General features: G+C 67.9%; 15 protein-coding genes. 6 read left to right on the top strand and 9 right to left on the bottom strand.

Annotation, left to right across the window (positions count from 1 at the left end; genetic code table 11):
* Positions 1–1,011: BTAD domain-containing putative transcriptional regulator (locus HOV77_RS22375; protein WP_290864651.1), on the bottom strand; the 1,011-nt coding region annotated here is incomplete at its 3' end.
* Between the two features lie 184 nt (positions 1,012–1,195).
* Between HOV77_RS22375 and HOV77_RS22370 the strand changes: the two genes are divergently transcribed.
* Positions 1,196–2,065, top strand: a complete 870-nt coding sequence (locus tag HOV77_RS22370; RefSeq protein WP_290864649.1) for a M23 family metallopeptidase — start codon at positions 1,196–1,198, stop codon at positions 2,063–2,065.
* Between the two features lie 59 nt (positions 2,066–2,124).
* Here HOV77_RS22370 and HOV77_RS22365 read toward each other — a convergent pair whose 3' ends face one another.
* The 5 genes from HOV77_RS22365 to HOV77_RS22345 form a co-directional block, all read right to left on the bottom strand.
* Positions 2,125–3,120 carry a ribonucleotide-diphosphate reductase subunit beta gene (locus HOV77_RS22365; RefSeq protein WP_290864660.1) on the bottom strand — a complete coding sequence of 332 codons (996 nt, stop codon included), beginning with the start codon at positions 3,118–3,120 and terminating at the stop codon, positions 2,125–2,127.
* 14 nt (positions 3,121–3,134) lie between these two features.
* A complete protein-coding gene (locus HOV77_RS22360; protein WP_290864647.1) occupies positions 3,135–5,543 on the bottom strand; it encodes a ribonucleoside-diphosphate reductase subunit alpha in 2,409 nt (802 codons plus the stop codon).
* Between the two features lie 223 nt (positions 5,544–5,766).
* Positions 5,767–6,480: an HD domain-containing protein gene (locus HOV77_RS22355; protein ID WP_290864645.1), complete on the bottom strand. Its 714-nt coding sequence runs from the start codon at positions 6,478–6,480 to the stop codon at positions 5,767–5,769.
* Positions 6,481–6,502: 22 nt separating this feature from the next.
* On the bottom strand, positions 6,503–7,330 hold the full coding sequence (locus HOV77_RS22350; protein ID WP_290864643.1) for an MHYT domain-containing protein: 828 nt from the start codon (positions 7,328–7,330) through the stop codon (positions 6,503–6,505).
* Positions 7,331–7,430: 100 nt separating this feature from the next.
* On the bottom strand, positions 7,431–7,913 hold the full coding sequence (locus tag HOV77_RS22345) for a DUF6232 family protein (RefSeq protein WP_290864641.1): 483 nt from the start codon (positions 7,911–7,913) through the stop codon (positions 7,431–7,433).
* Between the two features lie 504 nt (positions 7,914–8,417).
* Between HOV77_RS22345 and HOV77_RS22340 the strand changes: the two genes are divergently transcribed.
* The gene (locus tag HOV77_RS22340) at positions 8,418–9,350 is read left to right on the top strand and encodes a C40 family peptidase (RefSeq protein ID WP_290864639.1); all 933 of its coding nucleotides are present in this window, start codon (positions 8,418–8,420) and stop codon (positions 9,348–9,350) included.
* 61 nt (positions 9,351–9,411) lie between these two features.
* Here the strand turns inward: HOV77_RS22340 and HOV77_RS22335 are convergent, their stop codons facing one another.
* The gene (locus HOV77_RS22335) at positions 9,412–10,344 is read right to left on the bottom strand and encodes a sigma-70 family RNA polymerase sigma factor (protein WP_290864637.1); all 933 of its coding nucleotides are present in this window, start codon (positions 10,342–10,344) and stop codon (positions 9,412–9,414) included.
* Positions 10,345–10,987: 643 nt separating this feature from the next.
* A complete protein-coding gene (locus HOV77_RS22330; protein ID WP_290864635.1) occupies positions 10,988–11,185 on the bottom strand; it encodes a DUF397 domain-containing protein in 198 nt (65 codons plus the stop codon).
* 190 nt (positions 11,186–11,375) lie between these two features.
* On the opposite strand from HOV77_RS22330, the gene HOV77_RS22325 reads away from it, so the two are divergent.
* Both HOV77_RS22325 and HOV77_RS22320 read left to right on the top strand, forming a co-directional pair.
* Positions 11,376–12,251 (top strand): helix-turn-helix transcriptional regulator, encoded by an 876-nt coding sequence (locus HOV77_RS22325; RefSeq protein ID WP_290864633.1) that lies wholly within the window; start codon positions 11,376–11,378, stop codon positions 12,249–12,251.
* Positions 12,252–12,348: 97 nt separating this feature from the next.
* Positions 12,349–12,552, top strand: coding sequence for a DUF397 domain-containing protein (locus tag HOV77_RS22320; protein WP_290864631.1), 204 nt, complete (start codon positions 12,349–12,351; stop codon positions 12,550–12,552).
* Positions 12,553–12,652: 100 nt separating this feature from the next.
* Here HOV77_RS22320 and HOV77_RS22315 read toward each other — a convergent pair whose 3' ends face one another.
* Positions 12,653–13,093, bottom strand: coding sequence for a MarR family transcriptional regulator (locus HOV77_RS22315; protein WP_290864629.1), 441 nt, complete (start codon positions 13,091–13,093; stop codon positions 12,653–12,655).
* 113 nt (positions 13,094–13,206) lie between these two features.
* Here HOV77_RS22315 and HOV77_RS22310 point away from each other — a divergent pair, with 113 nt between their 5' ends.
* Positions 13,207–13,974, top strand: a complete 768-nt coding sequence (locus HOV77_RS22310; RefSeq protein WP_290864626.1) for a serine/threonine-protein kinase — start codon at positions 13,207–13,209, stop codon at positions 13,972–13,974.
* An 83-nt stretch (positions 13,975–14,057) separates the two neighbouring features.
* Positions 14,058–14,765, top strand: coding sequence for a DUF1775 domain-containing protein (locus HOV77_RS22305; protein ID WP_290864624.1), 708 nt, complete (start codon positions 14,058–14,060; stop codon positions 14,763–14,765).
* The last annotated feature ends 4 nt before the right edge of the window (positions 14,766–14,769 follow it).

Raw genomic sequence — 14,769 nt, 5'->3', positions numbered from 1 at the left:
CGCCTCGTCGGGCTGCGGCCAATTGCCGGACTGGGCGTCGGCGAGCATCCGCACCAACACCGGTACGCGATACCGCCGTTGCCCGAGCGCGTCGGGACCCGCGTCCACAGCGAGACGGGCCGAGACGAGCCGTTCGATCTGCTCTTCGCCGTCGTCGTGCAACGCCCCGGCGAACCAGGCCGGAACGGTCGCGTCGCCGAACGCGGCCAGCCCCCGCAATACGATCGCAGCGTCGGCGGGCAGCTGCTGGCCGACCGGATGCGAGGCGATCGGAGCGGCGTCGGCGGCCAGCAGGTCGTTGTGGAGGCGCTGCAACTCCGGACCGGGTCCCACGCCCAGCTCCTCCGCGAGTGTGCGGCGGACTTCGGCGTACACGGTCAGGGCGTCGGCTCGGCGACCGGCGGCAACGAGGGCCCGGATGAGCAACGCCCACAAGCCTTCCCGCAACGGGTGCTCGGCGGTCAGACCCCGCAGTTCGGCCACCGCGCGATCGGGATCGCCGAGGCGGATACGCAGATCCAGCAGCTCCGACAGCGCCGCCAACCGGCGCTCGACCAGCTGGTCCAGCTCGACCTGCCACAGTGGACTCAACGGCAGATCGGCCAGCGGAGTCCCACGCCAGCGGCCGAGCGCGCTTTCCAAGGTGCGCTGCGCATCGGCGAGGTAACCGAGGCGGCGTAACCGGATCGCCTCGTCGGTCTCCCGGAGGAAACTCGCCACGTCCAAGTCGGCCGGGCCGATGACCACGGCGTACCCGGGCGGGTAGCGCACGACGTGATCGTCGCCGAGGCAGGTACGCAGACCGCTGATGTAGGTCTGGATGTTGGCCGCCGCCGACCGGGGCGGGTCGACCGGCCACAGCACCTCGATCAGGCGATCCACCGACACCGGCCGATCCGGGTGCAGTAACAGACTCGCCAGCAACTGCCGGGGTTTCACGCCGTTGATCGGCACCGGCCGGTCGCCGTCGCGTACCTCGAACGGGCCGAGCAGGCGGAACTCGAGACCCATGGCCACCGCCGTCCGATCTCACGGATCTAACGGGCTGACTGTACGCCGACCGAGATCCACCTTCTAGTGATGTCTGTAGCCGAACTGGAGAACTCCTGTAGCCCATCGGGTGACGCTGACGCCACCCCCGCGCAGCAACCGGTGGGCCGGTTCACCCCCAACCCCCGAAAGGACGCTGAGCACAGTGAGAACCTCGAAACTCGCGCGTGGTGCGATCGCGTTGGCGATCGTGGCCGCCGGAGTGCTGGCGATCCAGTCGCCGGCGGCCGCCGCCCCCTCGTTCCAGCTGCCGTTCCCCTGCGGGCAGACCTGGACCGGCGACTCGAACGACAGCTCCGCCCACGTCTCGTGGGAGATCGACTTCAACCGGGGCTCGACCGCGACGGCGGACGAGAACGACACCGTGCTGGCGTCCGCGGCCGGGACCGTTGAGGTCGCGGCGAACCAAGGCGACGTGAACGGGTACGGCAACCTCATCGTCATCAACCACGGCGGCGGGTACTACTCGTACTACGCGCACCTGGAGCGGATGGCCGTCGTCGCCGGCCAGGCGGTTCTCCGGGGTCAGGTCATCGGCGGCGTCGGCGACACGACGAAGTCCACCAACGACGTCTACCCGCATCTGCACTACGAGGTCCGCTACCCGGACCGGTCGCAGTCGCACATCATCAAGTCCGTGTTCAACGGCGTGACCTTCCCGTACACCCACGGCTCGGTCACCTCGAACAACTGCGCCACCCCGTACGACCCCCGTGAGGTCTGCGGGTCGGGCTTCAACAACATCGACTCGGTGAAGCTGGGCAGCGCGGGCACCGTGAACCTGCTCTGGAACGGCTCCACCAGCCAGAACTGTGCGGTGACCCTCAAGTTCACCAGCGTCGGCACCGCCACCGCGACGACTGTCTTCCTGGAGCCGCAGGGCTCGACGAGGACGACGGACTCGGGGAACTACGGCTACTACTCCGGACCGGTGATCCGGACCGCGCCGACCTGCGTGCGCTGGGGTGGCAGCACGGGCGGCTACAGCTACACCAGTGCCTTCGAACACTGCTGAATGAGCAGGGCGCGGGCCGGGAATGAGGACCCCCGGCCCGCGCCCATTCGATGCATCGTCTAGAAGTCCTCGTCCAGCGAGACCGTGCCCTCCACCGCGACCTGGTACGCCGTGACCCGCCGCTCGAAGAAGTTGGCGAGTTCCTGGACGTCCTGCAGGGCCATGAATGGGAACGGGTTACGCGAGCCGTACCGGGCCGGCAGCCCGAGCCGGGCCAGCCGCTGATCCGCCACATACTGCAGGTACTCCCGCATGTCGGCTGTGGTCATCCCGGCCAGCCCCGCGCCGCAGAGGTCCTCGGCGAACTGGAGTTCGGCGTCGACGGCGTCCTCCAGCATCCGGGTGACCGCCTTGCCCATCTCCTCGTCGAAGAGGTCCGGCTCCTCCGCGCGTACGGTGTCGACGACGGCGAACGCGAAGTCCATGTGCATCGACTCGTCGCGGAACACCCAGTTCGTCCCGGCGGCCAGCCCGTCCAGCAAGCCCCGTGACCGCAGCCAGTACACGTACGCGAACGCGCCGTAGAAGAACAGGCCCTCGATGCAGGCGGCGAAGCAGATCAGGTTGAGGAGGAACTTGCGCCGGTCCTCGACCGTCTCCAGCCGTTGCACGTCGAACACCGAGTCGATCCAGGTGAAGCAGAACTGCGCCTTGCGGGCGATGGACGGGATGTTCTCGACGGCCGCGAACGCCTTGACCCGTTCGGCCTCGTCGGGGAGGTAGGTGTCGAGCAGCGTCAGATAGAACTGGACGTGCACGGCTTCCTCGAACAGTTGCCGGGACAGGTAGAGCCGGGCCTCCGGCGCGTTGATGTGCTGGTAGAGGTTGAGCACCAGGTTGTTCGCGACGATCGTGTCCCCGGTGGCGAAGAACGCCACCAGGCGGTTGATCAGGTGCCGCTCCTCCGGCGAGAAGGTCTCCAGGTCCGGCAGATCGGAGCCCAGGTCGACTTCCTCAACCGTCCAGGTGTTGCGGATGGCCGCCCGGTAGCGCTCGTAGAAGTCCGGGTACCGCATCGGCCGGAGGGTCAGGTCCAGACCCGGGTCGAGCAGCATCTTCTGGGTGGTCGTCACTGGCAGGCCTCGCATACTTCCGGGTTTTCCAGGTTCAGGTTGATCAAGGACATCGCCGCCCGGGGCTGCGGCGCGGGCTGCGCCGACACCGGCCGGATCGAGCCGGGCTGAGCTGCCAGGGTGGTCTTCGCAATCGCGGTCGCGGGACGGGAGCGCAGGTAGTAGGTGGTCTTCAGGCCCTTGCGCCAGGCGTACGCGTACATCGAGGACAGCTTGCCGATGTTCGGTGCCGCCATGAACAGGTTGAGCGACTGCGACTGGTCGATGAACGGCGTACGCGCGGCGGCCAGGTCGATCAGCGCGCGCTGCGGCAACTCCCACGCGGTCCGGAACCGGGACCGAATCTCGGCCGGGATCTCGGCGATCCCCGCGATCGACCCCTCGGCGGCGACGATCTTCTCGCGCAGCTCGGCGGTCCACAGCCCGTGTTCCTTGAGCTCCTGAATCAGGTGCCGGTTGACCTGGAGGAACTCGCCGGACAGCGTCTCGCGCTTGAAGAGGTTGGAGACGACGGGCTCGATGCACTCGGCCGCGCCCGCGATCGAGGCGATCGTGGCGGTCGGCGCGATGGCGATCAGCAGCGAGTTGCGCAGTCCCACCTCCGCCACCCGCGTACGCAGAGCGGCCCACCGAGCCGGCTGAGCGATCGAGGCGGCCGGGAAATGATCGACGTGCAGCACGCCCTGAGCCGCCCGGGTCTGGTCGTAGGTCTCGTGCCGGCCGAGCGTCGCGGCCAGTTCCGCACTCGTCTCGTACGCCGAAAGCGCGATCTCCTCGGCGATCCGGGTGGACAGCGCCAGCGCCTCCGGCGCGTCGAAGTCCAGACGCAGCTGGAAGAAGACGTCGGCCAGCCCCATCACCCCGAGGCCGGTGGGCCGCCAGCGCAGGTTCGCCTTGGCCGCCTCGGCGGTGGGGTAGTAGGAGAGGTCGATGGTGCGGTCGAGCACGGTCACGGCGACGCGGACCGACTCCCGGAGGGCGGCGAAGTCGAACTCCCCGCCGATCACGTGGGCGGCCAGGTTGAGCGAGCCCAGGTTGCACACCGCCGTCTCGCCGTCCGAGGTCACCTCGAGGATCTCGGTGCACAGGTTGGACAGGTGGATGACGTTCTGCGGATCGGCCGTCTGGTTGCCGGTGCGGTTGGCCTGGTCCTTGAAGGTCATCCAGCCGTTGCCGGTCTGGGCCAGCGTCCGCATCATGCGCCCGTAGAGCTCGCGGGCGCTGACCTGCTTCGTGGCCAACCCGTCGGCCTCCGCTTTCCGGTACGCGACGTCGAAGTCGCCGCCCCAGAGGTCCACCAGATGCGGGACCACCTTCGGGTCGAAGAGCGACCACGGCTGGTCGGCCTCGACCCGGCGCATGAACTCGTCCGGGATCCAGTTGGCCAGGTGGAGGTTGTGCGTACGCCGGTTCTCGTCCCCGGTCGAGTCACGCAACTGAAGGAAGTCCTCGACGTCGGCGTGCCACGGCTCGAGGTAGACGCAGGCGGCGCCCTTGCGACGGCCACCCTGGTTGACGGCGGCCACGCTGGAGTCGAAGGTACGCAGCCACGGCACGATGCCGTTGGACAGCCCGTTGGTGCCGCGGATCAGCGAACCCCGGGACCGGATGCGGCTCCACGCGATGCCGATGCCACCGGCGTACTTGGAGAGGCGGGCGGCCTGGGTGTACCGCTCGTAGATCGAGTCCAGCTCGTCGGAGGGGGAGTCGAGGAGGAAGCAGCTGGACAGCTGAGGCCGCCGGGCGCCGGCGTTGAACAGGGTGGGTGAGCTGGGCAGGTACGCGAGCCGGCTCATCAGCCGGTAGAGCTCGGCGACCCCGGGCACGCCGCCGGCCACGGACCGGCCGACCGTGCCCGCCGCGCCGACCGGTCCCATGAGTCCACAGGCGACGCGGAGCAGGAAGTGCTGGGCGGTCTCGATGACCTGCCGATTCGTCGGATGCCGGTAGACGTACCGGTCGTAGACGGTCCGCAGGCCGAAGTACTCGAAGCGGTCGTCGGCGCCGTCGTCCACGAGCGCGTCCAGCTCACCGGCGTGCGCCGCGACGAACTCGGCCACGTCGTCGGCGATGAGCCCGAGCCGGTGACCGGTCGCGACCGATTCGCTGAATCGGCGTACGCCCTGCCCGGCGACCTCCTCGCGGATGTGCGCGGCGAGCAGGCGCGCCGCGAGACGCGAGTACGCCGGCTCCTCCGCGACGAGCGCGGCGGCCGTCTCGATGGCGCGAAGTCGCAGGTCAGCCTGGGTAGCGCCGGGCCACACCCCGGCTACCACCGGTTCGGCGACCCGATTCGGGTCCACCTCGGCGAGCCCGGCCGCAGCCGCCTCGACCTCGCCGAAAAGCGCATGCCGTGCGGTGTCGCCAACCGCGTACGGTGCGATCCCCAATGTCGCGGTAGACATGGGCAGTCCCCCTCCTTCAACGCAAGCCTCCACAGCCGGCGAGTGCGTACGCGAGCACGGTTCGCGGGCACGGCGCAGCGCACGCGAAGCCGGTGGCAGCGCGTGGGCGCGGTGGACGGACCCGTGCCCGCCGTAGTCGACGAGCCGGTGAAATCACCCTACATGTTGTGGTGGCCGCGAAAAAGAACCCCAACATGTGTCGGGCGTGTCGCGCTGACCCCCGTCAAACTCTGCCGTCGAGAATCGCCGCGAAACGCTCTTCGGCGAGGTCGAGCTGGTCCAGGATGTGCGCCTTGGCGGCGTCGCTCAGCGGCGTGTCGGCGCGCGGGATCAACTCGCGAAACAGCGGCACGAGGGGCCGGTATTTGCGGGCCGAGCTGCTGACCTTCGGCCCGGTGGTGTGGATGACGCCCACGCCGTTGTCGGTGAAGTCGGAGATCTTGATCACCCGCGCCCACGGCTCGCGGTCCAGCGACTCGACCAGATGCTCGCGGTACTGCTCGTGTTCGTGCCGATCCGGTGTGTACTCCGGATTGGTCACCGCCGCGATCAGCCGCCGCACCCGAGGCCCGAACAACTCACCCAGGCGGTCCAGTGCGGCCGTCGTGTCGGCGCTTCCCACCAGCTTGTACGCCTGATCCTCGGCCGCGTCGTGCAGCAGGGCGGCGACGAGGACGTCCACGTCGTCGACCCGGTAGTAATGCAGGATCCGGATGGTGACGCGCAACAGGTGATTCAAGTACGGCTCGCGTACGCGACGCTGGCCGGCGTGCAGCTCGGCGGCGAGGTCCAGGGCCTGCTCCAGGCGTACGCGGTCGGCTTCGCCGAATTGGGAGATCTCGTGGGCGAACCGCTCCCGCAGCCCCTCCTCGCCGTAGACCTCGGTGATCGCGTGCAGGGGCATCATCGCCAACGTCGGCCGGAAGTCTCGGAGCATGCGCCGTTTCTAGCAGACTCCGTCAATCCCGGCCGGGTGCACTGTGGACACCGGACGAGGTGCGCGGCCGGGGCACCCGCACCAGCGCCCGGGCCGCCACCGGGCCGGGGTACTCGAACTCCTCCTGCGTCATCGCCTGCAACGCGCTGACGAACGAGCCGAGCAGGGTCGCCGCCGCGATGATGAAGATGGGCACGATGAGCAGGGTCGGCGTCATCCCGGTGACCGGAGCCGCCGTGGAGTCCAGCTGTACGCGCAACGCCGCCATCGCCGTGTAGTGCATGCCGCAGACGGCGGCGGCCATGATCGCGGCGGCGGCGAGCAGCGACTTCCATCCACCTTGGACGGAAACGGTGAACCACAGGGCGACGGTCGCCGCGACGATCGCGATCACCACCGAGGCCAGGACGAGTCCCTCGTCGTAGCTGATCTGACCGGATATGCGCATGGCGTACATACCCGTGTAGTGCATGGCGACCACGCCGGAGCCGGTGAAGACGCCGCCGACGAGCAGCTTGCTCACCCGTTTGCGGCCAGTGCCGACGAAGAACAACCCCAGGCCGACGGTCACGACGGCGAACACGAGGCTGGCCACGGTGATCGTGGGGTCGTAGCGGATCGAGCTGGCGGGAATGTCGAACCCGAGCATCGCCATGAAATGCATCAGCCAGATGGCCGCGCCGCCGATCGAGAGCGAGCCGAGCACGAGCCAGCGTGCGCGGCGGGCCCGGGTGCCGGCGGCACGGGCGCGAGTGGTGCAGACAAGGCCGGTCAGTGATCCGCAGAACGCCAGCACATACGCCAGCGCCGGATTGAACCAGCCGTACGCGAAATGGTGAATCTCCGGCATCGGGGGTGCTCCCGGGATCTTGGCAGCACAGCATCGGACGGATTGCTGTGCTGCCACTATCCGCAGATGATCGTCACACCCGTCGCACACATGGTGCGAGTCAAGCCGCCTGGGTGAACCACGCGGCCTGAGTAGCCGCCGACGGATACTGGTCGGCGACCGGAGAGTCGGCCAGGTAAGCCCGTTCCCGGGCCCGGATGACCGCCCGGGAGACCGCGTTGTATCGGCGCTCGTTGTCGCAGTAATAAAGCTGGACGCTGAGGCCGCGGTACTCGGCCCACATCTCGTAGCTGCGGGGATTGCGCCAGGCGGCGGCGACCGCGGCCGCGCCGAGCAGGATGGCGGCGACCGCCAGACCGGCGAGACCGATCGGCTCCAGCCGGTCGATGAAGACGCCGATGCCGGCCACGGCCAGCAGCGCGCAGATCGCCGCGCGGACCGCCATGGGGTGGTGCGATCCGCGCACCGTCCGCAGGTTCTGCAGTTCGGTGACGTCGAACTTGCGCTGGCCCACCACGAACCACCGGTCGGTGACCCGGATGCCGGGCAGGCTCAGCTCCTGTGCGCGCCGGGTAGGCTGCATGGCCTCCTCCTCGTGTGACACGCTTGTATGCTCATTGTCGGAGTGACCGGCATCGTTGGGAAGTGCTTCAATCTGCCACCTGGCACCTTGGCACCTCTTATGCCAGCTGACCGCAGTCTGACTCCAGCCTGATCGGCTGAACTTTTCCGGCCTAACCCGGTCCAGCATGGGCAGATGGGGGCAACTTGCCCTTGGCCCTCGCGCGAATCCCGGGTTACGGTGTCGGGGCTGGTCAGGGCCCCCGATCGCCCAGGAAAGGGCGACACCTGGCCGGTGCCGTCGAGTCACCAGCCATTGATTGTGAACCGGGGACCCAGGTAAGTGGGGCGAATCCGCGGCCGTTCCCCCGGACGTGGTAGCGCGAATCTTCCAGCGCGAGCCCGTGACGCCACGCGTCGCAGCTAACCCGGTAGGCGGCCGGACCGAGACCTGCGGAGAGGTCGGGTTCGAGGAAGAAAGGTTCACACCCCCTTGCGACTACTCCCACGGGGCTGGCGCTTCGCCATGCCTCTCGTGGCTGCGCTGGCGGTGCTCCTGGCGCCGGGCGCGGCCCACGCGGCTCCCTCCGAGTCAGAGCTCTCCAAACAGATCACGGAGGCGTCGACCAAACTGGAGAAGCTCGTCGAGCAGTACAACAAGAGCGCCGAGCAGCTCAAGTCGGTGCAGGGTCAGATCCAGCAGCTGGAGACGTCGCTCGGTCCGCTGGCCCATCAGCGGGACGAGGCTCGCCAGAAGGTCGCCAAGATGGCGGCGTCGGCGTACGCCGGAAGCAGTCAGCTGGCCACCTGGAACGCCCTGATCGGCTCGTCGCCGACGGACGTCGTCGAACGGCTCGGCACGCTGCAGGAGCTCGCCGACACCCAGAACAACGTGATCGAGTCGGCTCGCGACGCCGGCAGCAAGTACGACGATCAGAATTCGGCGTTGCAGCTCGCCCTGACCAAGGCGCAGGACGAGGTGACGAAACTGGCCGCCCAGAAGAAGCAGATCGAGGGTGATCTGAAGACGCTGGAGGCGCAGAAGAAGAAGCTGTACGGCACGTCGAGCCGGACCTCCGGGCGATACACCGGGAAGATCCCGGCGGTCTCCGGCAAGGCCGGCGTCGCCGTCACCTATGCGTACAACGCGATCGGCAAGCCGTACGCCTGGGGCGCCGACGGACCGAGCAGCTACGACTGTTCGGGCCTGACCATGGCGGCCTGGAAGGCGGCCGGGGTGAGCCTCTATCACCACGCGGCCACCCAGTACGACGAGACCGCCCGGATCAGCCGGTCGCAACTGGCCCCGGGAGACCTGGTCTTCTACTCCGATCTCGGGCACGTGGCGATCTACGTCGGCAGCGGCAAGGTCATCCACGCCCCGACGTTCGGAGAATCGGTCAAACTCTCCAGCATCGACATGATGACGCCGTACGGGTACGGCCGCGTCAGGTCGTAAGCACAGCGACAAAGGCCCCGTCCGGCAATCCGGACGGGGCCTTTACGCGTACAAGTGGGAACTAAGCGGTCTGGAGCCCCTCGGCCCGAGCCAGCTCGCGGAGCCGGCCCAGCGCCTGGATCTCCAGCTGCCGGATGCGCTCGCGGGAGAGCGAGAAGCGCGACGCGACCTCGGTGAGCGAGTGCTCGCGGCCGTCCTCCAGACCGTAGCGGGCCCGCATGATGCCGGCCGAGCGGTCGTCGAGGTGGTTGAGCAGGCCCTCGATCCGCTGACGCTCCAGCGCGGAGAGCACGATCTCCTCCGGCGACGGGGCGTCGGAGTCGGCCACCAGGTCACCCAGGTTGGTGTCGCCGTCGTCGCCGACCGGGGTGTCGAGCGAGACCGTGTCCTGCGACCAGCGGATCAGCTCGTTGACCCGCTCGACGGGGACCTGAAGCGCGGCCGCGATCTGCTCGGGCTCGGGCTCGGAGCCCAGCTCACGGGTGAGCTGTCGAGCGACGTTGCGCATCCGGTTGACGTCCTCGACGAGGTGCACCGGAAGCCGGACCGTACGCTCCTGCTGCGCGATCGCGCGGCTGATCGCCTGGCGGATCCACCAGGTGGCGTAGGTCGAGAACTTGTAGCCCTTGATGTAGTCGAACTTCTCGACCGCCCGGACCAGGCCGGTGTTGCCCTCCTGGATCAGGTCGAGCATCGGCATGCCGGACCGGACGTACCGGCGGGCGATCGACACGACCAGCCGCAGGTTGGCCCGGATGAACAGGTCCTTGGCGCGATTGCCCTCCGAGATCAACAGCTCGAGCTCTTCGCGGCCGATCCCCTGGGGGATCTTGTCCTCGTCCAGCCAGTGCTCCGCGAGCAGGCCGGCCTCGATGGCCTTCGAGAGTTCGACCTCCTGGGCCGCGTCGAGCAGCGGCGTGCGGGAGATCTCGTGCAGGTAGACGCCGACGAGGTCACGCTCCTCGGCCACCTGGTCGGTGCGCAGGATCGTCATGTTCTCCACGTTCGGGTCCCTCCCCCGTAATTACCGCTACGGTGTGCGGTGCTGACATCTGCGTAACAGATGACCAACGGAGCTGATTCCTTCTCGCCGGTCTGAAAGTGTCACAAGTAACTGTGAAACCCCTGAAAGGCACGTGCGACTTCGCTGATCAGCGCGATAAGCTGCGGTTTTCCATGACCGCGAAGGTCCGCTCCAGCTCAACGCCGCGTTTGCCCTATTCATTCCACCGGATTCCCCGGTGGTAAGCAGCGATCCAGGTCACTGTGGCGGTGCGATCCCGGTCACTGCCGCCCTTCTTTCGCCCCCTCCTTGCGGTATAGAGACGCTCAAGGGCCATGATCGGTTGTCTTTCGATCATGGAATACGCGAAAGAAGTACCCGCCGGGCGGGACGGCTAATCTGAATGATCTTGTCAGTGGGCGGGATCTGGCCACTCGGCTCATGTCAAGGTGCACGACCGGCTATCACGCGTACGGGTGATCGATTCACCACGCCCGACCGGTATGCGGGAGGTGCCGGGGGTCGTGTCAGTTCGCCGGAGAGTCGCCTGTAGCTTCTACAGTGGACTGGGATTTCGCCCTGGAAGGCTGCCGGTCTCAACGGCACTCGGGGTGAAGGCCCGGGTGCCGTCTGTTCATGCCGAGTGGTCGAACTCGCCGGCGCGTACGCCGGCCACGAACTCCCGCCACCGTTCGACGGGGAACCGGATGGCGGTCTCCGGATGATCCGAGTTGCGGAGGCCGACCTGCTCGCCTAGGTCGGAGACCTCGACGCACGAGGTCGCCTCACATTTCGTGCTCCGCCGCCACACTGCGGCGTGCCCTTCCACCATCTGACACTCCCGATTGTCAGGGCTGGTCACAGCCGTGGGCCGTCCATGATGGAGATCCACGCAGTGACAATGACGGAAGGGACGATATACCCTTCTATAACTGGCACTCCGCCAGGTGGCGATAAGCCGTCTGACACAGTGCCAGTCCGAAACGGTGCCAGCCGGGAAGTGGACGACCACGGAGGAGGGCATGGAGCCCGCGACCAGCCGCCTGCACGGCCCGACCATCGCGCGTCGACGGCTCTCCCAGGCGCTACGCGCAGCGCGGGACGACACAGGCCGGACCCAGGAGCAGGCTGCCGACGCCCTCGACTGGTCGATCTCGAAGATGATCAGGATCGAGAACGGCAAGACCAAGCCGACCGTCACCGACGTCAAAGCACTCCTCCAGCTGTACGGCGTGACCGAGGCCGGGCTCATCGACGAGTTCATCGACCTCGCCCGGGCCACTCGCCAGCGGTCGTGGTGGATGGAGTACCGCGATCGGTTGCCCGGCGGCTACGCCGACTACGTCGCGCTGGAGTCCGACGCCTCACACCTGTCCTTCTTCCAGCCGCTGTTCGTCCCCGGGCTGCTCCAGACGGCCGCGTACGCCCGCGCGATCCTCCGGACCACCGCGATCGAAGGGTTGTCGCCCGAGGATCAGGAGGTACGCGCGGAGGTCCGCCGGCTGCGGCAGGCCAACATCCTGGGTGGGCCGAAGCCGCCGCGCATCGACGCGATCATCGACGAGTCGGTCCTGTTGCGGGTCGCCGGTGACGCGACCGTCATGCGCGAGCAACTGGAACATCTCGTGCAGCTGGGCCGGGATCCGCAGATCCACGTCCGGGTCCTGCCGTTCAAGGCCGGCATTCACACCGTGTCCAGCCCGTTCATTCTCATGGAGTTCCCGGTTCCGACGGACGAAGATCTCGTCTATGTGGAAAGCGGCATGACGCAGCCGGCCATGATCGATCGGGTGGATCCGCAGCGGTACTGGAGCGCGTACCAGCGGCTCGAGGAGATGTCGCTCGGGATCGCCGAGTCCCGCCGTTTCCTGACGGAGACCGCGAGAAAATTCCTCTAGATTCATTCGCGGTCGTCTTTCCGAAACGCCACGAAAACACCTCGCTTCCACGTGCCACACTCGACACATCGGCAAGACACGTCAGAAGGTGGTGTCGATGTCCAGGCGGGAGACGGAGCCGACGCAATGGCGGCGAAGCAGCAGATGTGAAGCCGCCAACTGTGCCGAGGTCAGCTTCGAGGGCGGTGACGTCCTGATCCGCAGCTCACTCGCGCCGGAAACCGTGGTCCGGTTGACCGGCGAGGAGTGGCGGGCGTTCCGGGCGGGCGTCCTCGCGGGCGACTTCGACGAGCGTTCATGATCGGAGCTGGATCACGGATCTAGGTCGAATCTTGGCCGAGATATGACCCAGATCCGTGATCCAGCACAGAAGCGCGGCCCCAGCGGGCTCAGCGAAGCGGTCACGCCTGCGGGAGACCGGCGGCGGTCGCGGCGATCTCCCGCAGGGTCGTCCGGAGTTCGCGGAGCCGGGCCGGTGTCAATCCGGTGGCGGCGGCCACCTGCGCCGGTACGCTCGCGGCCCGATCCCGGAGGGCCCGCCCGGCCGGCGTGAGCCGGACCAGCACGCTGCGCTCGTCGGCCGAGCTGCGTTCCTTCGTCACGAGCCCGGCCGCGATCATCCGCTTGAGCAGCGGCGAAAGCGTCCCCGAATCGAGCATCAGCTCCTCGCCGAGGCGTTTGACGGTGACGGGGTCGTTCTCCCAGAGCACCAGCAGCACGAGGTACTGCGGGTAGGTCAGTCCGAACGGCTCGAGGATCGGCCGATAGACGGCGGTCACCGCGCGGCTGGCGGAGTAGAGCGCGAAGCAGACCTGATTCTCCAGCGTCAGTTCGTTCCCCACGTCGTCAAAGTTAGCCCGCCATCTGATGGCGGGCAATCAAATGTGCCAGTTTCCGTTCTCGTCACCGGTTTACTGTTGTTCCGCGTAACAACGGTGCGGAAAACTACTCAGTCGTGTGGCTCCCGGTTGGCACGGCGCTCGGTGGACGATATGTCCTGACGGGCCGGCTGGCGATGGGCGGCGTCTCGCACGTCTACCGGGCGGTCGACAGCTTCGAGGGCAAGGCCCGGGCGGTCAAGTGCCTGTCCGGCCGCGGGCGGGCGTACTCGGTGACCAGTGAGCTGCTCCGGAACGAAGCCATGATCACTACGCGGCTCCGCCATCCGAACGTGCCACGCCTCTACGACTACGGCGACGCCGCGCTCGCGGACGGCTCGACGATCGGCTTCATGGTCCTCGAACTGCTGCAAGGCGAGTCGCTGTCCACCCGGATGGAGCGGCGTACGCTGCTGCCCTGGCCGGAGGCGGCGCGAGTCGGCGGCAGCGTCGCCGACGTGCTCGCGGTGGCCCATCGGCGCGGAGTCACGCATCGCGACCTCAATCCGGACAACGTCATGCTGACCCCGGTCGGCGTGAAGATCATCGACTACGGGCTGGCCGAAGCGACCGAGGACGGGCTCAGCCGGGCCGAAGACGTGTACTCGCTCGGCGTACTGGTCTATCGCATGCTCACCGGCGGTTCGCCGTATCAGACTCGCAGCATCGGCCGGCCGCGGCGAGGCGTCCTGCCGAAGGCGCTCGCACCCGCTCCGGTGCTGGCGGTCCCGGGTCTGCCGGGTGGCCTGACCGACCTCGTCCGGGCCTGCATGGACAAGAATCCGGCCGGTCGGCCGTCCGCCCGTGAGGTCTCGATCACGCTCTGGAGCCTGCTCACAGTCTGACGGAACTGCGTGGAAACCAAGGGAACTAACCTGGGCGGTCCGGCGACTTACCAGCGTCAGGCTCGTCAACGAGGGGGAATCAGGTGTTCACACGCAGGTTCACGGCGGTCGCCGCCGGTGTCGTCCTGGGCGCGGTCGCGCTCGCCGGTCAGGCGTTCGCGCACGTCGAGGTCAGCGCCAAGCCCGCGCAGGCGCTCGCGCAGAACGCGGTCGTCAGCTTCTCGGCCGAGGCGGAGAACGGCTCGGCCGGCATCTCGTCGGTCCGCGTGGTGCTCCCGCAGGGCATCGCCCCGGCCGATGTCACCCTCGTCGCCGCGCCGAGCGGCTGGAAACTCACCCCCACCGCCGACGGCTACACGGTCGCGGGCACCACGCTGAAGGTCAAGACCGACGCCGCGTACAAGATCAAGGTCAAGCAGCTGCCGAACGCCAAGACCATCGCGTTCAAGACCCTCGTGACCTACAGCAACGGCGACGTCGACCGCTGGATCGAGCTCCCGTCCGCGAGCGACCCCAACCCCGAGCACCCGGCGCCCGTGCTCAAGCTCGCGGCGGCGGCTCCCGGCGCGTCGCCAACGGAGGCTTCGCTGGTCACTCCCGCTCCGTCGGACTCCGTCTCGCCTTCAACTGGTACGCCGGAAGCAGCGACCGCCACGGCGAGTTCGGCGGCGGCACCGGCCTCGGCTCCGACCGGCGTCGGCGGCTGGATCGTCCTGACGGTGCTGGCCGGCGTCGCCTTGGCCCTCGGCGTCACGCTGGCTCGCCGGAAGGCCGCTCGCCGCGCCGGATAACGGA

This window comes from Hamadaea sp., from assembly GCF_013362815.1.
Lineage (GTDB): Bacteria > Actinomycetota > Actinomycetes > Mycobacteriales > Micromonosporaceae > Hamadaea.
This window is presented reverse-complemented; position numbering and strand designations above follow the sequence as displayed.